This window comes from Pseudomonas sp. Seg1 (genome assembly GCF_018326005.1).
GTDB lineage: Bacteria > Pseudomonadota > Gammaproteobacteria > Pseudomonadales > Pseudomonadaceae > Aquipseudomonas.
This window is the reverse complement of the sequence record NZ_AP021903.1, coordinates 4,448,894-4,467,898: the sequence shown is the minus strand read 5'-3', so window position 1 is coordinate 4,467,898 and position 19,005 is coordinate 4,448,894. Positions and strand designations below refer to the sequence as shown.

Sequence of the window (19,005 nt, the reverse complement as noted above, 5' to 3'; positions counted from 1 at the left end):
TCGATCAGTCCGGAATGGCTTCAGGCGCTTCCCGTGGCGCAGGCGCCGTCAGGGAAGTGATCTTGATCAGCAGGGCCAGGTGACCGTTATCGAGGTAGTTGAGTTGACCGTTTTTGGTGTGGCTGTCCTGTTTCAGGCGTTCGCTGGCGGTGACCATGCCGTTGGCGTCGATCTGGTTCACCCAGAAGTCGGCATTCACATCGGTGAAGCGCCCGAGTTTCATTTCCAGGGTGCCCTCGATCGGGAACTGGCCGAACTGTTCCTTGCCATCGCTGACGGCCACCTTGGTCGGTGCCTCGCCGAGGGTCTGTTGCCAGGCCTTATGCAGCAACACGCTGTATTCGCCGCTGGCGGTGAGTTTGTTGGCGACGTCGTTCAGCGCCGGAGTGCGCTGGCTGTCATCGGCCAGGCGCTGAGCGCCGGCAGCCCAGTCTTCCGGCGCAGCGCGGCTGACAATGGCCGGAACTGCGTTCTGACGGACCAGAATCATTTCGACCTGATACAGGTCATCGGCAAACGCCATCGGTGCTACGAAAGTGAGTAGCAGGGTCAGTGAGCGAAACAGGCGCATGCGGCGTCCTTCAAGCAGTTTTCGGGATGAGGCGCTCGAACAGCGCCTCTACAGTATTAAAGCGCTCTTCCGGGCGCTCCATCGGCACCTGGAACTTGAACATGGTGGCGCCTTCGAATTTGTAGCGTTTCGGCTGACTCTGGATCAGTTTGATCAGGGTCATCGGGTCGACCGGCGTCTGCGCGGCGAACTCGATGCGTCCACCCTGCGGGCCGCCGTCGACCTTCTTGATGCCCAGCTGTTCGGCCTGCAACTTCAAGGCCGTGATGCGCACCAGATTCTTGGTCGGCTCCGGCAGCAGGCCGAAACGGTCGATCATCTCGACTTGCAGATCCTTCAAACCTTCCTCGTCGGTGGCCGACGCGATGCGCTTGTACAGAATCAGCCGCGCATGCACATCCGGCAGATAGTCTTCCGGAATCAGCGCCGGCACCCGCAGGTTGACTTCCGGGCCGCCGCCGAGTGGTTGATCAAGGTTCGGTTGCTCGCCCTTGCGGATCGACTTCACCGCACGTTCAAGCATTTCCATGTACAGCGTGAAGCCCACGGCTTGAATCTGCCCGCTCTGGCCATCGCCGAGCAATTCGCCGGCGCCACGGATTTCCAGGTCGTTGGTCGCCAGGACGAAACCGGCACCGAGATCCTGGGTGTTGGCAATCGCCTCCAGACGTTTTTCCGCGTCCGAGGTGATTTGCTGGCGTGGCGGTGTCAGCAGGTAAGCGTAAGCCTGGTGGTGACTACGGCCGACACGGCCGCGCAACTGGTGCAGTTGCGCCAGGCCGAACTTGTCGGCGCGCTCGATGATGATGGTGTTGGCGCTCGGCACGTCGATGCCGGTCTCGATGATGGTCGAGGCGATCAGCACGTTGAAGCGCTTGTGGTAGAAGTCGCTCATCACCTGTTCGAGTTCGCGCTCGCGCATCTGCCCGTGGCCGATGCCGATTCGCGCTTCCGGGACCAGTTCGGCGAGGTCGGCGGCGCATTTCTCGATGGTCTTCACATCGTTGTGCAGGTAATAAACCTGGCCGCCGCGCAGCAGTTCACGCAGCAGAGCTTCTTTGACCGTGCTCTTGTTCTGCTCCATGACGAAGGTGCGCACCGACAGGCGGCGCGCCGGCGGCGTGGCGATGATCGACAGGTCACGCATGCCCGACACCGCCATGTTCAGCGTGCGCGGAATCGGCGTGGCAGTCAGCGTGAGAATGTCGACTTCGCTGCGCAGGGCCTTGAGCTGCTCTTTCTGGCGCACACCGAAACGGTGTTCTTCGTCGATGATCACCAGGCCGAGGTTTTTGATTTTGACGTCATCGGACAGCAGCTTGTGCGTGCCGATAACGATGTCGATCTTGCCTTCCGCCAGATCGGCGATCGCAGCGTTCACTTCCTTGGCGGATTTGAAGCGGCTCATCACTTCCACGGTCACTGGCCAGTCGGCGAAACGATCGCGGAAGCTGTTGTAGTGCTGCTGGGCGAGGAGGGTGGTCGGTACCAGAATCGCCACTTGGCGACCACCATGCACAGCGATGAACGCCGCGCGCATGGCCACTTCGGTCTTGCCGAAACCGACGTCGCCGCAGACCAGTCGATCCATCGGTTTCGGTGCGAGCATGTCTTCGCGCACGGCTTCGATGGTCGACTGCTGATCCGGCGTTTCTTCGAACGGGAAACCGGCGCTGAAGGTCGCGTAATCGGCTTTCGGATCGGCGAACGCGTAACCTTCGCGCGCTGCACGGCGGGCATAGATGTCGAGCAGTTCAGCGGCGACGTCACGTACCTGTTCAGCGGCTTTGCGCTTGGCTTTCTGCCAGGTTTCCGAGCCTAGACGGTGCAGCGGGGCCAGCGAATCGTCGCTACCGGTGTAGCGGGCGATCAAGTGCAGGTTGGCTACCGGCACGTAGAGCTTGGCATTCTCGGCGTATTCGAGAGTAAGGAATTCGGCAGCCTGATTGTCGATTTCCAGAATCGTCAGGCCCAGGTAGCGGCCGACACCGTGGTCGATATGCACCACCGGCGCGCCTTCACGCAACTCGGTGAGGTTCTTGATCACCGCGTCGTTGTTGGCATCCGCGCGCTTTTCACGACGGCGACGCTGCATCACGCGTTGCCCGAACAGCGGACTTTCCGCGACCAGCACCAGCGCCGGATCGTCCAGCATCAAGCCTTCATCGAGCGGCGCGATGGTGATCGCCAGGCGATCCTTGCTCGCAACGAAATCCGGCCAGCTGTCGACGGTTTTTGGTCGCAGCTTCAGGCGTTCGAGCAGCTCCAGCAAGACTTCGCGACGCCCCGCCGATTCGGCGGTGAACAGCACGCGTCCGGGGAATTCATCAAGGAAGTTCGACAGCGCTGCCAGCGGTTGAGTGGCTTTGGCTTCGATGGCCAGATTCGGCAGTGCCTGGGCCGGAAAGCGTTCGCGACCGACGCCGGTTTCCACGTCCTGCTGGCTGGCGACCACTCGCGGCCAGCTCTTCAGGCGGGCGAAGCAGTCCTCCACCGGCAGGAACAATTCGGCTGGCGGCAATAGAGGGCGCGATGGATCGACGCGGCGCTCCTCATAGCGATTGCGCACGTCGTTCCAGAAGTTTTCCGCCGCCTGCTCGATGCCTGGCAGCGAGAACACTTGCGTGTCCTGCGGCAGGTAATCGAACAGGGTCGAGGTTTCGTCGAAAAACAGCGGCAGGTAGTACTCGATGCCGGCGGGCGTGATGCCGCTGCTCAAGTCCTGAAAGATCGGGCAGCGCCGGAAGTCGACGTCGAAGCGCTCACGGAACCGCGCCTTGAAGCGGGTGACCGCATCTTTTTGCAGCGGGAACTCACGGGCCGGCAACAGCTTGACCGAATCAACCTTGTCGATGGAGCGCTGGTTTTCCGGATCGAAGGTGCGCAAGGTTTCGATTTCGTCGTCGAACAAGTCGATGCGATACGGCAGTTTGCTGCCCATCGGGAACAGGTCGATCAGCGCCCCGCGCACGGTGAATTCGCCGTGCTCGTACACCGTGTCGACGTAGCGATAGCCGCTGGCTTCTAGCCGCGTGCGCATCTGATCGACGTCGAGCTTCTGACCGACATCCAGCACCAGACTGCTGCCGAGCAGGAATTTGGTCGGCGCCAGTCGATGCAGGGCCGTAGTGATCGGCACCACCAGCACGCCATGTTCCAGCTCCGGCAGTCTATAAAGGCTGGCGATGCGCTGGGAAATGATGTCCTGGTGCGGCGAAAACAGGTCGTATGGCAGGGTTTCCCAGTCGGGGAAATGCAGAACGGGCAAATCCGGGGCGAAGAAACTCAGCTCCTGTTCCAGCCGTTCGGCACTCTGGCTGTCGGCGGTCAGTAGCAGGGTGAAGCGCTTGGCAGCGCTGGCAGCCTCGGCAATCGCCAGGCTCAGGGCAGCACCGGGCAAGTTGCCCCAATGCTGTTTACCTGCCGCGGCAGGGAGAATCGGTAGACGCAGAACAGGCACGGAAGGTTGAGCTCCAGGCGTTGCGACAAAGTCGGTAATTGTAGCGGCGTCCGATGCTGCCTGTCAGTTGCAGACTGTGTCTATCTTCGCTGTTTGCACGAAATGTAGTGGTAACCATAAAAAAGAGCACTTTTTTGAGGGTTATGTAGTGCCGAAATCGAGTGGTGTTACGGAGGGTTACAGACATCGTCTAACACTTGTCGAAAAATTGACTGTGCTGGAGGCCCCGGTTTTACTGGGCTGGAGAGCGGCGTTATTTTTTGTGACGGAATTTTGTTACCGATTGCGCGACAAGCGCGCATTGCTACAAGAGGTTCTGGGCGGCATAATGTAGCCCCTTTTTTCTGCCCCTACATGTGGAAGGTTCCCGTGACTCAGAAGCCCGACCAGTGTCTTGGTGAATGGATCGACCGTGAAGCACTCGCAGAAGCGATGATTCCGCTTATCGGTCAGCTCTACCGCAATAACAACGTGGTGAGCTCGATCTATGGCCGCAGCCTGATCAACCAGTCTGTCATCGCGATTCTCAAAGCTCATCGCTTTGCTCGCCATCGTTCTGCCGACGACAGCGAACTCTCCGTCCACGAAACATTCCCACTGCTCAAGGCCATGAGCGAGCTCAAGCTCGGCGCGGCTTCGGTGGATCTGGGCAAGTTGGCGTTCAAATTCCGCAGCGAAGGCAATGGCCGCACCGCCGAGCAATTCGTTCGTGAAGAAATGGCTGACGTGGTTGGCCAGCAAAACGCTTCGGCCCGCAAAGGCACTGATGTTGTGCTGTACGGTTTCGGTCGTATCGGCCGTCTGCTGGCGCGCATCCTGATCGAGAAAACCGGTGGTGGCGACGGTCTGCGTCTGCGTGCCATCGTCGTGCGCAAAGGCGCCGACAACGACCTGACCAAGCGCGCCAGCCTGCTGCGTCGCGATTCGGTACATGGTTCGTTCAACGGCACCATCACCATCGACGAAGAAAACAACACCATCACCGCCAACGGTAACCTGATCCAGGTGATCTACGCGAAGAACCCGACCGAGGTGGATTACACCCAGTACGGCATCAAAGACGCGCTGCTGGTGGACAACACCGGTGTATGGCGTGACGCTGATGGCCTGGGTCAGCACCTGGCGTGCCCGGGTATCGACCGCGTTGTTCTGACCGCGCCTGGCAAAGGCAAACTGAAGAACATCGTTCACGGCATCAACCACGGTGAAATCACCGCTGATGACAAGATCGTGTCCGCCGCTTCCTGCACCACCAACGCCATCGTGCCGGTGCTGAAAGCGGTGAATGACAAGTTCGGCATCATCAACGGTCACGTCGAAACCGTTCACTCGTACACCAACGACCAGAACCTGATCGACAACTTCCACAAAGGCGATCGCCGTGGTCGTTCCGCTGCGCTGAACATGGTAATCACCGAGACCGGTGCTGCCACTGCTGCTGCCAAGGCTCTGCCTGAACTGGCTGGCAAGCTGACCGGTAACGCGATCCGCGTTCCGACGCCAAACGTGTCGATGGCCATTCTCAACCTGAACCTTGAGAAAGCCGCCACCCGTGAAGAGATGAACGAGTACCTGCGCTACATGGCGCTGCACTCCGATCTGCACAAGCAAATCGACTTCGTCAATTCGCAGGAAGTGGTTTCGACCGACTTCGTTGGCTCGCGCCACGCTGGTGTGGTCGACGCTGAAGCGACCATCGTTCAGGACAACCGCGTTGTTCTGTACGTCTGGTACGACAACGAGTTCGGTTACAGCTGCCAGGTAATCCGCGTAATGGAAGACATGGCCGGTGTAAACCCGCCTGCATTTCCGCGCTAAGCCTTAGCTGCACATGAAAACGCCCCGATCTTGGTCGGGGCGTTTTTTTATGCCTGGTAAATATCTGTTGCCTGTTGCGGCCTCATCGCTGGCAAGCCAGCTCCCACAGTGGTTTAGGTCGTTCACAAAGGTGGTGTACACCAAAGAAGCCTGTGGGAGCTGGCTTGCCAGCGATGGCGTCCTATCGGGCGCCGCCAGGTACAGCCGCTTGCGCCGTGCGCAGCTCATGTTTGTTACCCCGGAACAACACCAGCGTCGCAATCAACCCCAACACCGCCGCACCACTGAGCCAGATCCCCGGCGCAGCCTTGTTATCCAGCACATGAATCAGATAAGTGCACGCTGCCGGCGTAAACCCGCCGAACGTCGCTGTCGCCAGGCTGTAGGCCAGCGAAAACCCGGTCGTCCGCACTTCCACCGGCATGATCTCGGTCAGCGCCACGACCATCGCGCCGTTGTACGAGCCGTACAGGAACGACAGCCACAGTTCGACGATCAGCAGATGACTGAAACTCGGGTTGGCCACCAGCCACGACAGGGCAGGGTAGGCCGTCAGAATCGCCAGAATCGTAGCCGCGAGCAGTAGGGGTTTACGGCCGATCTTGTCGGACACCGAGCCCATTACCGGCAGCCAGAAGAAGTTCGACAGGCCGATACACACCGTTACCAGCAGCGCATCGAAATCCGACAGGTGCAGCTCAGCCTTGCCGAACGTCGGGGTGTATGCGGTGATCAAGTAAAAAGACACCGTAGTCATCACCACAAGCGCCATGCCGGCGATGACGATGCCAAAGTTCTGTCCGATCGAACGGACGATTTCCCGCAGGGTAGGGCGATGCTTGCGTGCCTGGAATTCCGGGGTTTCTTCCAGTGAGCGGCGGATGACGAAAATTACCGGAACGATCATGCAACCGATCAGAAACGGCACACGCCAGCCCCAGTCACCCATTTGTTCCGGGCTCAGCCAATGGTTGAGAGCAACACCCAGCAGTCCGGCAAAGACCACCGCCGCTTGTTGGCTCGCGGATTGCCAACTGACGAAAAAGCCCTTGCGCCCCGGTGTGGCGATTTCTGCCAGATAAACCGACACACCACCCAACTCGACGCCAGCGGAGAAGCCTTGCAGCAAGCGGCCGAACAACACGATCAGCGGCGCGGCGACGCCGAGTGTGGCGTATCCCGGAACGCAGGCAATCAGCACGGTGCCGGCAGCCATCAGGGCCAGCGTGATGATCAGGCCCTGGCGGCGACCATGCCGGTCAATGTAGGCACCGAGGAAAATAGCCCCCAGCGGACGCATCAGAAACCCGGCGCCGAAGGTCGCGAGCGAAAGCATCAGCGAAGCGAAGGCACTGTCGGCCGGGAAGAAGGTCTTGGCGATCGCCGTGGCATAAAAGCCGTAGACCATGAAGTCGAACATTTCGAGGAAGTTGCCGCTGACAACGCGGAAAATCGCTTTGCCTTTGCCCGTGGTGGTGGACATGTTCAGTTACTCATTATTGGATTTTATAAACGCGTAGCATCCGTTGGGAGCGAGCGGGCCCTTTAATCCATAATGGCCGTCGCGGTTTTGCAGGGAGATGAATAATTGTTCACTGGACGGTGGTTTGGACTTGTGATTTTGGCTGGCATATTGGCCGGCTGCGGCAATGGCGACTCAATGGAGAGCTTCGCAGGCCCGACCATGGGCAGCACGTATTCGATCAAGTACGTGCGCCACGCAGGCCTTGCTGAGCCAGCGCAGGTGCGCAGCGAAGTGGAGGGCATCCTCGGCGAAGTCGACCGACAGATGTCTACTTATCGCAGCGACTCCGACATCGAACGCTTCAATGCATTGCCCGCTGGCCGCTGTCAGACCATGCCTGCGCCAATCCTCGAATTGATCCGCGTGGGCGAGCAACTGTCAGAGCAAAGCGAAGGTTCCTACGACCTCACTGTCGAGCCGCTGATGAACCTCTGGGGTTTTGGCCCACAAGGTCGCGAAGAAAAGGTCCCGAGCGATGCCGCACTGGCAGAGGTGTTGCAGGAAGTCGGCCATCAGCATTTGCACATCGACGGCGATCAGCTGTGCAAGGACGCCGCTGTCGAAGTCGACTTCAACAGCGTCGCCGCCGGTTACGCTGTTGACACGATCGCCGCCAGGCTGGATGCCATGGGCATCCACGATTACCTCGCCGAAGCTACGGGTGAGCTGAAAGCCAAGGGCAAGAAGCTTGATGGCTCGCCGTGGCGCATTGCCCTGGAAGAGCCTCGCGATGATCAGCAAGTCGCCGAGCGGGTGATTAATGTCGACGGCTACGGCGTTTCCACCTCCGGCGACTACCGCCACTATTTCCTGCAGGGCGGGCGGCGCTATTCCCACACCTTCGATGCGCGTAGTGGCGCACCTGTCCTACACAACCTGGCGTCAGTCACGGTGATTCATCCTTCAGCGTTGATGGCCGATGGACTATCGACGCTGTTGCTGATTCTCGGGCCTGAAAGGGCTTGGGACTATGCCGAAAAGCATGACATTGGTGCATTCTTTGTAATTCGTGCCGATACAGGTTTTGTCGTCCGCACCAGCAAGGCTTTCGAGCGCCTCAGTGGCGCAAAAATTGACTGAGAACAGTACGAAAGCTGGCGTTGTAGTGCAGGCAAAAGTAGCCTACGACGCGACCAAGGGTTAATGTGCGCGGCGTTGACGCTTCTATAGACTGTGTCCGGGTTCTTGATTGACCCCCAATTGTTCCTTCGCGCCGCCGTTCGGCGTGATTTAGCCGCCGGTGCTGCTGGCACCGCGGCCTGTTCTGAGGAGTACGCATGGCTGTCTACAACTACGACGTGGTGGTGCTGGGTTCCGGCCCGGCGGGAGAAGGCGCGGCAATGAACGCCGCCAAAGCAGGGCGCAAGGTCGCGATGGTCGACAGCCGTCGCCAGGTCGGCGGCAACTGCACCCACCTCGGCACCATCCCGTCCAAGGCACTGCGTCACTCGGTGCGGCAGATCATGCAGTTCAACACCAATCCGATGTTCCGGGCGATCGGCGAGCCACGCTGGTTCTCCTTCCCGGACGTGTTGAAAAGCGCCGAGAAAGTCATTTCCAAACAAGTCGCTTCGCGTACCGGCTACTACGCCCGTAACCGCGTCGACGTGTTCTTCGGCACCGGCAGCTTCGCCGACGAGCAAACCATCGAAGTGGTCTGCGCCAACGGTGTGGTCGAAAAACTGGTGGCCAAGCACATCATCATCGCCACCGGCTCGCGCCCGTATCGTCCGGCTGACATCGATTTCCACCACCCGCGCATCTACGATAGCGACACCATCCTCAGTCTCGGCCACACCCCGCGTAAGCTGATCGTTTACGGCGCCGGCGTAATTGGCTGTGAATACGCCTCGATCTTCAGCGGTCTGGGTGTGCTGGTTGAGCTGGTGGACAACCGTGGTCAGTTGCTGAGCTTCCTCGACTCGGAAATCTCTCAGGCTTTGAGCTACCACTTCAGCAACAACAACATCACCGTTCGCCATAACGAAGACTACGATCGCGTCGAAGGCGTGGACAACGGCGTGATCCTGCATCTGAAATCCGGCAAGAAGATCAAGGCTGACGCCTTGCTCTGGTGCAACGGCCGTACCGGTAACACCGATCAGTTGGGTCTGGAAAACATCGGCGTCAAGGTCAACAGTCGCGGTCAGATCGAAGTCGACGAGAACTACCGCACCTGCGTGCCGAACATTTATGGCGCAGGCGACGTGATCGGCTGGCCGAGCCTGGCCAGTGCCGCCCACGACCAGGGGCGTTCGGCCGCTGGCAGCATCGTCGACAACGGTAGCTGGCGCTTTGTGAATGACGTGCCGACCGGCATCTACACCATTCCGGAGATCAGCTCGATCGGCAAGAACGAGCAGGAACTGACCCAGGCCAAAGTGCCGTACGAAGTCGGCAAGGCGTTCTTCAAGAGCATGGCGCGAGCGCAGATCGCCGGCGAGCCGCAAGGCATGCTGAAGATCCTGTTCCACCGTGAAACCCTGGAAGTGTTGGGCGTTCACTGCTTCGGTTATCAGGCGTCGGAGATCGTCCACATCGGTCAGGCGATCATGAGCCAGCCGGGCGAACTGAACACCCTGAAATACTTCGTCAACACCACGTTCAACTACCCGACCATGGCCGAAGCCTATCGGGTAGCGGCGTACGACGGCCTCAACCGGCTTTTTTGACGGGCTCCGGCCGGTGGCCTGAGCCGGCCGGGGAGACCGATTTCAGCAATTCTCGAGGGTGGCAGTGGCCAAACCGGGAAAGTCTGTAATCAGGCTGTCAACGCCGAAGTCGGCGAGTCTGCGCATCAGCGCAGGCTCGTTGACGGTCCAAACCGACACATGCAGCCCCTGACGCTGCGCCTTCTGCAGGCGTTCCGGCGTACACAACGTCCAGTTCAGCGCGAGAATTTCGCAGCCATAGCTTGCCGCGACCTTCAACGGGTCGAGCCAGGCGTATTCGGCCACCAGTCCCCGTGACACATCCGGCACCAGATCCAGCGCCGCTTTCAAGACTTCCCGCGAACTCGACGTGATCGTCACCTTGTCCAGCAGGCCGTGGCGCTGCGCCATTTCACGAATCGCCAGCACGGTGGTCGCAGCGCGAGTACGCGAAGCGCTTTTGACTTCAAGCTGCCAGTGCTCGAAATCACACTTCTCGAACAACTCCTCCAGTGTTGGAATCGGGCAGGGCTTGATCCAGCCCGGGCCGCCCTTGCGTGCGTCGTAGGTCACCAGTTCGGCTGCGGTATGCTCGACGACTTTGCCACGGCGGTCGGTGGTGCGCTTGAGGGTCGGGTCGTGAATGACCATCAACTCGCCGTCCTTGGACAGGTGCAGATCGAGTTCGCAACGGCGCACGCCGTGCTTGAGACATTCCTGAAAACTGCTCAGGGTATTTTCCGGTGCTTCGCCCTTGGCGCCGCGGTGGCCGTAGATGAGGGTCACGGTTCTTCCTTAATTTAAATGCCTGATTCGTTCTGTTCGCGGGCCAGACGTCGTTCCTGGGCCTGCTTCTGCAAGATATAGCGGGCGAGCAACTGGCGCTGGGCATCGGTCAAGTGTTCGAACTCGGTACCGACGTCATAACCCTCGCCCTTGCGGTCGCAATGGGTGACGCGGGCGCGCAGCAACAGGCCCAGTGCCTGCGGCATGAGCACCAGTTTCACTGACAGGTGTGCACCCGTGGCGATCGGCGTCGGGTACTGAAAGTCGATCCCGCCTTCGGAGATGATCACCGGTTGCGGCTCGCCGATATGGCCGAGCACGGTCAGGGCGACCACCTGACTGAGCAGGTCGATGCGTTTGTTCTGGGATTTCAGAAACGCGGCGATGGCCCGGTCGCGTTCACTGATCTGGCGCAGCAGGTGCTGCGACTCGAATTCGCTCAGGTGCAGTTCGCTGAGCAGGTTGAACAGCGGGGAAGCATCCTGCAACACTTCCTGGCCTGCGGCTTCGGGAGCGGACAGGGGCCGAATTTCCAGTGCGATCGTGTCCTCGATACGGTAGTATTCGCGGCGATCTTCTTCATCTAATGTCGACATGGCGAACCCATGGTAGCGGCGGTGGTCTGAGTGTAAAGCTGGTTATCGACCCCCGCCACAAGGACGTTCCTTTTCCCTCCGAACAAGCCCCGACATGTTCAGACCTCTCTTCGTATTTATCGGCACGCGTTATACCCGTGCAAAGCGTCGCAATCATTTTGTGTCATTCATTTCCCTGACTTCGATGATCGGGCTCGCGCTTGGCGTGGTCGTGATGATCGTCGTGCTCTCGGTGATGAATGGCTTCGATCATGAGATGCGCACCCGCGTGCTGGGCATGGTGCCCCACGCGACCATCGAATCCACCGAGCCGATCAGCGATTGGCAAAGCCTGGCCACCCAGGTCAAGCAGAACCCGCAGGTGACGGCGGTTGCGCCGTTCACTCAAATGCAGGGGCTGCTGACCAATAACGGTCAGGTGTCCAAGGTGTTGCTCAACGCCATCGACCCTGCGCTTGAGCGCAATGTGTCGATCATCGACAACTTCATGAAGCAGGGCAAACTCGACGATTTGACGCCGGGCAGCTTCGGCATCGTGATTGGCGATAAAGCCGCGACCAAGCTCGGCGTGGGCATCGGTGACAAGATCACCTTCGTCGCGCCGGAGGTCAGCGTGACCCCGGCCGGGATGTTCCCGCGCATGAAACGCTTCACCGTGGTCGGCATTTTCCATGTCGGTGCCGGCGAGCTCGATGGTTATCTGGGCGTTACCAACCTGCAGGATCTGGCGAAAATGCATCGCTGGAAGCCTGATCAGGTGCAGGGCATTCGCCTGAAGTTCGACGATCTGTTCCAGGCACCGCGCGTGGCATGGAACATCGCCCAGCAGCTTGGCGAAGACCATTACTACGCCCGCGACTGGACGCGCACGCACGGCAATCTGTATCAGGCGATCCGCATGGAAAAAGCCATGATCGGCCTGCTGTTGCTGCTGATTGTTGCCGTGGCGGCGTTCAACATCATTTCCACACTAGTGATGGTGGTGAATGACAAGAAAGGCGACATCGCCATTCTGCGCACACTGGGCGCAACACCGGGCACGATCATGCGCACGTTCATGGTCCAGGGCACGGTCATCGGCGTGGTCGGCACGGCGATTGGCGCAGTGGTCGGGATCTTCGCCGCGCTTAATGTCAGCGCCGCGATTTCCGCCCTCGAAGGGCTGATCGGCCACAAATTCCTTAATGCTGACGTGTATTTCATTGATTATCTTCCGTCGCAGGTGCAGAGCCAGGATGTCGTAATGGTCTGCGCCGCGGCGTTGGTCTTGAGTTTCCTCGCCACCCTGTATCCCGCCTGGCGTGCCGCGCGCACCCAGCCGGCGGAGGCGCTACGTTATGAGTGAGTCGGGCATGAGTGAAAAAGCAATCTTGAGCTGCCGCAACCTGGGCAAATCCTACGAGGAAGGCCCGGAGTCGGTAGAAGTGCTGGCCGGTCTGCAACTGGAGTTGCACCCGGGCGAGCGAGTGGCGATTGTCGGCACCTCGGGGTCGGGCAAAAGTACTTTGCTCAACCTGTTGGGCGGCCTCGACACGCCAACCAAGGGCAGTGTCTGGCTCGACGGTGAAGAACTGTCGGCGCTGAGTGAGAAAAAGCGCGGCCTGCTGCGTAACCGCGCGCTCGGTTTCGTTTACCAGTTCCACCACTTGCTGCCGGAATTCACCGCGCTGGAAAACGTCTGCATGCCGCTGTTGATTGGCAAGACGCCGATCCCGGAAGCCCGTCAGCGTGCTACCGCGTTGCTGGAGCGGGTAGGGCTGGGCCATCGCCTTGAGCACAAACCGGCGGAACTGTCCGGTGGCGAGCGTCAGCGTGTCGCCATCGCCCGCGCTTTGGTCAACAAGCCAGGCCTGGTGATGCTCGACGAGCCGACCGGCAACCTCGACTCCCACACCGCGCAGGGCATTCAGGATCTGATGCTGGAACTCAGCACCTCGATGCGTACCGCGTTTCTGGTAGTGACCCACGACATGAACCTGGCCCGCCAGATGGATCGCGTATTGCACCTGCAAGAAGGTTGCCTCACGCCCATCTGACGGGTTGAAACCCGGCGTCTGCAAAGACGCCGGGTCTTTTATTTTTATACGGTGCCCCAGCGAATGTTCAGACCGTTATCGATCTTTATCGGCGCGCGCTATACCCGAGCCAAGCGCCGCAATCGCTTTGTTTCGTTCATTTCGATGACCTCGATGATCGGCCTCGCCCTCGGCGTGTTGGCGATGATTGTGGTGTTGTCGGTGATGAACGGCTTTCAGCGCGAAATGAGCTCGCGCATCCTCGGCATGGTGCCGCACGCGACCATCGTTGGCGTGAAGCCGATTGATGACTGGCAGCCGGTGGCCGCCGCCGCGATGAAAAATCCCGAAGTGACCGCCGCCGTGCCGTTCACCGAAATGGAAGGCATGCTTTCCTACAAGGGTTTGATGCAGCCGATCCAGATCAGCGGTGTCGATCCGGCTCAGGAGGGCAAAGTCTCGATCGTCGCCCAGCACATTGTTCAGGGCCGGCTCGATGCCTTGAAGCCCGGTGAGTTCGGCGTGGTCATCGGTGAGATTACCGCCCGCCGTTTCCGTTTGAATGTCGGCGACAAGATCACCCTGATCGTGCCGGAAGTCAGCACCGCACCGGGTGGCATCACCCCGCGTATGCAGCGGCTTAACGTGGTGGGTGTGTTCAAGGTTGGCGCGGAACTGGACGGCTCGATGGGTCTGATTCATGTGGCCGATGCGGCGACCATGCAGCACTGGGAACCGAATCAGGTGCAGAGCGTGCGTCTGGCGGTGAAAGACCTGTACGCCGCACCAAAAGTCTCCACGGACATCGCCGTCGGCCTCGGCGCCGATTTCAAGGCTGACGACTGGACCCACACTCAGGGCAGCCTGTTCAGTGCGATGAAAATGGAAAAAACCATGATCGGCCTGCTGTTGCTGATGATCGTCGCGGTGGCGGCGTTCAACATCATCGCGACGCTGATCATGGTGGTGAACGACAAAGGCGCGGACATCGCGATTCTGCGCACCATTGGTGCCACTCCCCGGCAGATCATGGCGATCTTCATGGTGCAGGGCACGGTGATCGGCATTGTCGGCACCTTGATTGGTGGCGTGCTGGGTGTGATCGCGGCGCTGAACGTCAGCGAACTGGTCGGCTGGATGGAGCGGGTCACCGGGCAGCACATTTTCAGTTCCGATGTGTATTTCGTCAGCAACTTGCCTTCCGAATTGCAGGGCGGGGACGTGCTGTTGATCTGCTCTGCCGGGTTCATCTTGAGCTTCCTGGCGACGGTGTATCCGGCGTGGCGGGCGGCGAAGATCGAGCCGGCTCATGCGCTGAGATACTCGTAAGCTTTGAATTTGCTATCGCGGGCAAGCCCGCTCCCACAGGGTTTTGAGTCGGGCACGAATTTTTAAAACGACTCGGAACCTGTGGGAGCGGGCTTGCCCGCGATGGGGCCGGAACGGCGAGCCTCAATCCTTCTTCGGCAACTCAATCACAAACCGTGTCCATCCAGTTTCTGATTCGCAATGAATCTGCCCACCATGGGCGCGGACGATGGATTGAGTAATCGCCAACCCCAACCCCGCATGCTCACTGCTGCCTTCCTGCCGCGCCGGATCGGCCCGATAAAACCGGTCAAACAGCCGTGGCAACAACTCCGCAGAAATCCCCTCGCCACTGTTCTCGACTGAAATGCGCACAGCGCTCGGTTGATCAACGATCCGCAAACTTACGTAGCCCTCAACCGGGGTAAAGCGCAGCGCGTTATCCAGCAAATTCGACAACGCCCGACGCAACATGCTGCGATCACCCTCGATTCGCGCTTGGCCTTCACGGCTCATGGCCACCCCGGCGTCCTCGGCAAGCGGCATAAAAAACTCCAACAACGCATCCGCTTCGTCCGCCAGTTCCAGCGCCTCACGCTTGGGCATCAACAATCCGTGGTCCGCCTTGGCCAGATACAGCATGTCGTTGACCAGTTGCGCCATCCATTGCAGTTCTTCGAGGTTGCTGTGCAGTGCTTCGCGGTAGTCTTCCAGCGCTCGCGGGCGGGTGAGGGTGACCTGGGTGTGGGTCAGCAGGTTCGACAGCGGTGTGCGCAGTTCATGGGCGATGTCGGCAGAAAACGCAGACAGCCGTTGAAACGAGTCGTCGAGTCGTCCGAGCATGGCGTTAAAGCTGTGGGCCAATTCCGTTAGCTCTGGCGGCATTTGCGCTTCCGGCAGTCGGGCATTGAGCGATTGGGCAGAAATCCCACGGGCCACAGCACTCATGCGCCGCAGTGGACGCAAGCCACTGCGGGCGGCCCAGGCACCGAGTAACGCGGTAGCCAGTGCAGAGAGGCCAACGGTCAGCCAGATCAAATGCTGCATGCGTTGCAGGAAATGCTGGTGATGGGTGATGTCCAGCAACAGGGTCAATTGTGGCGAGTCGCTTTTGTCCGGGTAGAGCGGGGCGTTGAGCACACGATAATCGGTGCCCGCGTCACTGATGGTCGACAAACCGCTTGTTTGCGGCAGATCGCGCGGTACATGAATCGAGCTGTCGTACCAACGTTGGCCGTCACCGCCAGTGATGCGCAGTGACAGATCGGCCTGGCGACTCAGTTCATCCGCCAACCGCGCCTCACTTTCATTGGCCTGAACATCCTGCAAGGCGCGGCGCAGGCCGATCAGTTTGCCGTCCAGCAATTGCTGGTCGAGCTCAATGAAGTGCGCCTCGCTGGCGCGGCTGAACAACACCCCGGCAAACAGTGATACCACGGCGGTGCAAGCGGCAAACAGCAGGGCCAGACGTGAACTCAAGGACAGGCGGCGCATCAGGCTTGACGCTCCTCAAGCACATAACCCATGCCGCGTACGGTGTGGATCAGTTTGTTGGGGAATTCGTCATCGACCTTCAAGCGCAAACGGCGGATCGCCACTTCAATCACGTTGGTGTCGCTGTCGAAATTCATGTCCCACACCTGCGAGGCGATCAACGACTTTGGCAGCACTTCGCCCTGACGGCGCAGGAGCATTTCCAGCAAGGCGAATTCCTTGGCGGTCAGGTCGATGCGTTGACCGCTGCGCTCGACCCGGCGGCGAATCAGGTCCAGGCGCAGGTCGGCCAGTTGCAGGCTGGTTTCCTGCGGTGTGGCGCTGCCGCGACGCAGCAGGCTGCGCACCCGCGCGAGCAGTTCGGAGAAGGCGAAAGGCTTGACCAGATAATCGTCGGCGCCGAGTTCGAGGCCGTGGACCCTGTCCTCCACAGCGTCTTTGGCTGTCAGAAACAATACCGGCGTGTCGAGACCGGCGCTGCGCACCGCGTGCAGGATCTGCCAGCCACTGCGCCCGGGCAGCATCACGTCGAGGATCAACAGCGCGTAGTCGCCGCTCAAGGCCAGTTGCTGCCCGCTGTTGCCGTCGGCCACCAGTTCGGTGTTGAAGCCGGCTTCGGTCAGGCCTTGGCGCAGGTATTGGCCGGTTTTCGCTTGGTCTTCGACGATCAACAGTTTCATGGGTAACTCGGGTGGGTTCGGTTGTAATAACGAAAGCTTTATACCGTGAGAGCAGGCGATAACCGCCAACCTGACAAAGTTGTAATCTGCCTGTCAGGCAGATGCCAGCGCAGGCCGGCTAAAGTTTCCCACAGGCTGAACCTTATCTTGTTGGAGTAGGACTATGTTTTTGCGCAACTCTTTGGCCGTGGCGGCCTGTTTGCTGGCGCTGAGTTCGCCGGTCTGGGCCGGACCTGCGCACAGCTACGATTTCGGCCAGCCGGCGCCCGCCGCAAAGGCTACACGCAGCGTCGAGGTGGTGCTGAACGACATGTCGTTTGATCCGAAGGCGATTCAAGTCAAAGCGGGTGAGACGATTCGCTTTGTACTGGTGAATAAAGGCCAGTTGCTGCACGAATTCAACCTCGGTGACGCGGCAATGCACGCCGCACACCAGCAGGAAATGTTGCAGATGCAGCAAAGCGGCATGCTCACGCCTACCGGCATGAAAGAAATGTCCCACGACATGGCGGGCATGGATCACGCTGCGATGGGCCATGGCATGAAGCATGACGATCCCAACAGTGTGCTGGTGGAGCCGGGCAAAACCGCCGAGTTGACCTGGACCTTCAGCAAGGCCACCAGCCTGGAGTTCGCCTGCAATATTCCCGGGCATTATCAGGCCGGCATGGTCGGCAAACTGACTGTCAGTCAGTAAGCACTCAAAGGCGCGAGCAAAGGCTGGTAGAATCCGCTGATTCTTCAGTCAGGTTTCCGCCATGCATCCCGCAGCCGAACATTCGCCGCTGGGCAAGTCCAGCGAATACATCGCCACCTACACGCCGTCCCTGCTGTTCCCGATTCCGCGTACCGCGAAATGGGCCGAATTGGGCCTGACCGCCGAAACCCTGCCGTATAAAGGCGTGGATTTCTGGAACTGCTTCGAATTGTCGTGGCTGCTGCCGTCGGGCAAGCCGGTGGTAGCGATCGGTGAGTTCAGCATACCGGCGGATTCGCCGAACATCATCGAATCGAAGTCGTTCAAGCTGTACCTGAACTCGCTGAACCAGACCGCGTTTGCCGATATCGCGACGTTGGAAGCGACGCTGGTCAAAGACCTGTCTACCGCTGCCGGCAAGCCGGTCGGTGTGCGGGTTCGCAGCCTGAAAGACGTTGAGGCGGAAGGTGTTGTGGCACTGCCCGGCGTGTGCATCGACGATCTGGATATCAGCGTCAGCAACTACGAGCACCCGCGTCCGGAACTGCTGCGCTGCGATGATTCGCGCATCGTCGAGGAAAGCGTGCACAGCCATTTGCTCAAGTCCAATTGCCCGGTGACCAGTCAGCCGGACTGGGGCAGTGTGGTGGTGGAATATCGCGGCTCGGCGCTGGATCACGCCAGTCTGCTGGAATATATCGTCAGCTTCCGCCAGCACTCGGACTTCCATGAGCAGTGCGTGGAGCGGATCTTTCTTGATCTGCAGCGGTTGCTGAAGCCGGAGAAATTGACGGTGTTTGCGCGTTATGTGCGTCGCGGTGGGCTGGATATCAACCCGTATCGCAGCACCGAAAGCGTACAACTGCCGAACCATCGCTTGGTGCGTCAATAAATTAACCAATGTAGGAGTGAGCCTGCTCGCGACAGCGGTGCAGCAGTCGACATCAACGTTGAATTTCAGTCAGCTATCGCGAGCAGGCTCACTCCTACAGGGTATTGCATTGCCACAGTAGAAATGAAAAAGCCCTGCCAGAAATGGCAGGGCTTTTTTGCATGCGGGGGAATCAGATCCCCATGCTGCCCAGCGCATTGACGATGTTGCGCAAGGTGCCGGCAATGGCCGGGTGTTCGAGTTCGAAGCGATCAACTGCCAGATTCACGCCATCGGCGATGCTGGCGTCCTGAGTAGCCGACTCCAGTTTGATTTCAGATTCAATCTGCGCCATCAGCGCATGCAAATCCTCACGTTCGACTTCCGACAGCGGCGGATTCTGCTCCAGTTGCTCGCGCAGGGTATCGAGCTGTTTTTGCAGTTCTTGGGCGGGCATGGTGTTTTCCTTTTATCGAGAGGCACTGGCATTGACCGCAGCCGCGCGCCAAAGGTCTATGGCTGACCTTTAGATT

Annotated in this window: 16 protein-coding genes; 8 read left to right on the top strand and 8 right to left on the bottom strand. The window is 59.6% G+C overall.

Going from position 1 to position 19,005, the window contains the following annotated elements:
- Positions 1 to 4: 4 nt before the first annotated feature.
- Both KI231_RS20020 and mfd read right to left on the bottom strand, forming a co-directional pair.
- Entirely contained in the window at positions 5 to 571 is a 567-nt protein-coding gene (locus KI231_RS20020) for a CsiV family protein (protein WP_213026133.1), read from the bottom strand.
- Positions 572 to 581: 10 nt separating this feature from the next.
- Positions 582 to 4,031 (bottom strand): transcription-repair coupling factor, encoded by a 3,450-nt coding sequence (mfd, locus tag KI231_RS20015; protein ID WP_213026132.1) that lies wholly within the window; start codon positions 4,029 to 4,031, stop codon positions 582 to 584.
- A 354-nt stretch (positions 4,032 to 4,385) separates the two neighbouring features.
- Between mfd and KI231_RS20010 the strand changes: the two genes are divergently transcribed.
- The gene (locus tag KI231_RS20010) at positions 4,386 to 5,849 is read left to right on the top strand and encodes a glyceraldehyde-3-phosphate dehydrogenase (protein ID WP_213026131.1); all 1,464 of its coding nucleotides are present in this window, start codon (positions 4,386 to 4,388) and stop codon (positions 5,847 to 5,849) included.
- A 181-nt stretch (positions 5,850 to 6,030) separates the two neighbouring features.
- Here the strand turns inward: KI231_RS20010 and KI231_RS20005 are convergent, their stop codons facing one another.
- On the bottom strand, positions 6,031 to 7,332 hold the full coding sequence (locus KI231_RS20005) for an MFS transporter (protein WP_103305075.1): 1,302 nt from the start codon (positions 7,330 to 7,332) through the stop codon (positions 6,031 to 6,033).
- A gap of 177 nt (positions 7,333 to 7,509) precedes the next feature.
- Between KI231_RS20005 and KI231_RS20000 the strand changes: the two genes are divergently transcribed.
- Both KI231_RS20000 and sthA read left to right on the top strand, forming a co-directional pair.
- Positions 7,510 to 8,454, top strand: coding sequence for an FAD:protein FMN transferase (locus KI231_RS20000; RefSeq protein WP_249412063.1), 945 nt, complete (start codon positions 7,510 to 7,512; stop codon positions 8,452 to 8,454).
- Between the two features lie 197 nt (positions 8,455 to 8,651).
- Positions 8,652 to 10,046: a Si-specific NAD(P)(+) transhydrogenase gene (gene sthA / locus KI231_RS19995; RefSeq protein WP_103305077.1), complete on the top strand. Its 1,395-nt coding sequence runs from the start codon at positions 8,652 to 8,654 to the stop codon at positions 10,044 to 10,046.
- A gap of 42 nt (positions 10,047 to 10,088) precedes the next feature.
- Here the strand turns inward: sthA and KI231_RS19990 are convergent, their stop codons facing one another.
- Positions 10,089 to 10,811 carry a glycerophosphodiester phosphodiesterase gene (locus KI231_RS19990; RefSeq protein WP_025111067.1) on the bottom strand — a complete coding sequence of 241 codons (723 nt, stop codon included), beginning with the start codon at positions 10,809 to 10,811 and terminating at the stop codon, positions 10,089 to 10,091.
- Between the two features lie 14 nt (positions 10,812 to 10,825).
- Positions 10,826 to 11,407: a PilZ domain-containing protein gene (locus KI231_RS19985; RefSeq protein ID WP_016986736.1), complete on the bottom strand. Its 582-nt coding sequence runs from the start codon at positions 11,405 to 11,407 to the stop codon at positions 10,826 to 10,828.
- A gap of 94 nt (positions 11,408 to 11,501) precedes the next feature.
- Here KI231_RS19985 and KI231_RS19980 point away from each other — a divergent pair, with 94 nt between their 5' ends.
- From KI231_RS19980 to KI231_RS19970, 3 genes are all read left to right on the top strand, one after another.
- The gene (locus tag KI231_RS19980; RefSeq protein WP_213026130.1) at positions 11,502 to 12,752 is read left to right on the top strand and encodes a lipoprotein-releasing ABC transporter permease subunit; all 1,251 of its coding nucleotides are present in this window, start codon (positions 11,502 to 11,504) and stop codon (positions 12,750 to 12,752) included.
- 7 nt (positions 12,753 to 12,759) lie between these two features.
- Complete coding sequence (lolD, locus tag KI231_RS19975) at positions 12,760 to 13,443, top strand: lipoprotein-releasing ABC transporter ATP-binding protein LolD (protein ID WP_174244468.1); 684 nt, start codon at positions 12,760 to 12,762, stop codon at positions 13,441 to 13,443.
- Positions 13,444 to 13,506: 63 nt separating this feature from the next.
- Complete coding sequence (locus KI231_RS19970; protein ID WP_213026129.1) at positions 13,507 to 14,751, top strand: lipoprotein-releasing ABC transporter permease subunit; 1,245 nt, start codon at positions 13,507 to 13,509, stop codon at positions 14,749 to 14,751.
- Positions 14,752 to 14,874: 123 nt separating this feature from the next.
- On the opposite strand, the gene KI231_RS19965 is transcribed toward KI231_RS19970, so the two are convergent.
- Both KI231_RS19965 and KI231_RS19960 read right to left on the bottom strand, forming a co-directional pair.
- Positions 14,875 to 16,224, bottom strand: coding sequence for a heavy metal sensor histidine kinase (locus KI231_RS19965; RefSeq protein WP_213026128.1), 1,350 nt, complete (start codon positions 16,222 to 16,224; stop codon positions 14,875 to 14,877).
- Complete coding sequence (locus tag KI231_RS19960) at positions 16,224 to 16,904, bottom strand: heavy metal response regulator transcription factor (RefSeq protein WP_213026127.1); 681 nt, start codon at positions 16,902 to 16,904, stop codon at positions 16,224 to 16,226. Before KI231_RS19960 ends, KI231_RS19965 begins: the two co-directional genes overlap by 1 nt.
- Before the next feature lie 163 nt (positions 16,905 to 17,067).
- Between KI231_RS19960 and copI the strand changes: the two genes are divergently transcribed.
- Both copI and queF read left to right on the top strand, forming a co-directional pair.
- On the top strand, positions 17,068 to 17,601 hold the full coding sequence (gene copI, locus KI231_RS19955) for a copper-resistant cuproprotein CopI (protein ID WP_213026126.1): 534 nt from the start codon (positions 17,068 to 17,070) through the stop codon (positions 17,599 to 17,601).
- A 61-nt stretch (positions 17,602 to 17,662) separates the two neighbouring features.
- Positions 17,663 to 18,493, top strand: coding sequence for an NADPH-dependent 7-cyano-7-deazaguanine reductase QueF (gene queF / locus KI231_RS19950; protein ID WP_213026125.1), 831 nt, complete (start codon positions 17,663 to 17,665; stop codon positions 18,491 to 18,493).
- Between the two features lie 172 nt (positions 18,494 to 18,665).
- Here the strand turns inward: queF and KI231_RS19945 are convergent, their stop codons facing one another.
- Complete coding sequence (locus KI231_RS19945; protein ID WP_103305085.1) at positions 18,666 to 18,929, bottom strand: DUF4404 family protein; 264 nt, start codon at positions 18,927 to 18,929, stop codon at positions 18,666 to 18,668.
- Positions 18,930 to 19,005: the final 76 nt, after the last annotated feature.

Coding starts and splice junctions, on each gene's coding strand:
- KI231_RS20010 (WP_213026131.1), top strand. CDS start 4,386: ATGTGGAAGGTTCCCGTGACTCAGAAGCCCGACCAGTGTCTTGGTGAA.
- KI231_RS20000 (WP_249412063.1), top strand. CDS start 7,510: ATGGAGAGCTTCGCAGGCCCGACCATGGGCAGCACGTATTCGATCAAG.
- sthA (WP_103305077.1), top strand. CDS start 8,652: ATGGCTGTCTACAACTACGACGTGGTGGTGCTGGGTTCCGGCCCGGCG.
- lolD (WP_174244468.1), top strand. CDS start 12,760: ATGAGTGAAAAAGCAATCTTGAGCTGCCGCAACCTGGGCAAATCCTAC.
- KI231_RS20005 (WP_103305075.1), bottom strand. CDS start 7,332: ATGTCCACCACCACGGGCAAAGGCAAAGCGATTTTCCGCGTTGTCAGC.
- KI231_RS20020 (WP_213026133.1), bottom strand. CDS start 571: ATGCGCCTGTTTCGCTCACTGACCCTGCTACTCACTTTCGTAGCACCG.
- copI (WP_213026126.1), top strand. CDS start 17,068: ATGTTTTTGCGCAACTCTTTGGCCGTGGCGGCCTGTTTGCTGGCGCTG.
- KI231_RS19970 (WP_213026129.1), top strand. CDS start 13,507: ATGTTCAGACCGTTATCGATCTTTATCGGCGCGCGCTATACCCGAGCC.
- KI231_RS19960 (WP_213026127.1), bottom strand. CDS start 16,904: ATGAAACTGTTGATCGTCGAAGACCAAGCGAAAACCGGCCAATACCTG.
- KI231_RS19965 (WP_213026128.1), bottom strand. CDS start 16,224: ATGCGCCGCCTGTCCTTGAGTTCACGTCTGGCCCTGCTGTTTGCCGCT.
- queF (WP_213026125.1), top strand. CDS start 17,663: ATGCATCCCGCAGCCGAACATTCGCCGCTGGGCAAGTCCAGCGAATAC.
- KI231_RS19945 (WP_103305085.1), bottom strand. CDS start 18,929: ATGCCCGCCCAAGAACTGCAAAAACAGCTCGATACCCTGCGCGAGCAA.
- KI231_RS19980 (WP_213026130.1), top strand. CDS start 11,502: ATGTTCAGACCTCTCTTCGTATTTATCGGCACGCGTTATACCCGTGCA.
- KI231_RS19985 (WP_016986736.1), bottom strand. CDS start 11,407: ATGTCGACATTAGATGAAGAAGATCGCCGCGAATACTACCGTATCGAG.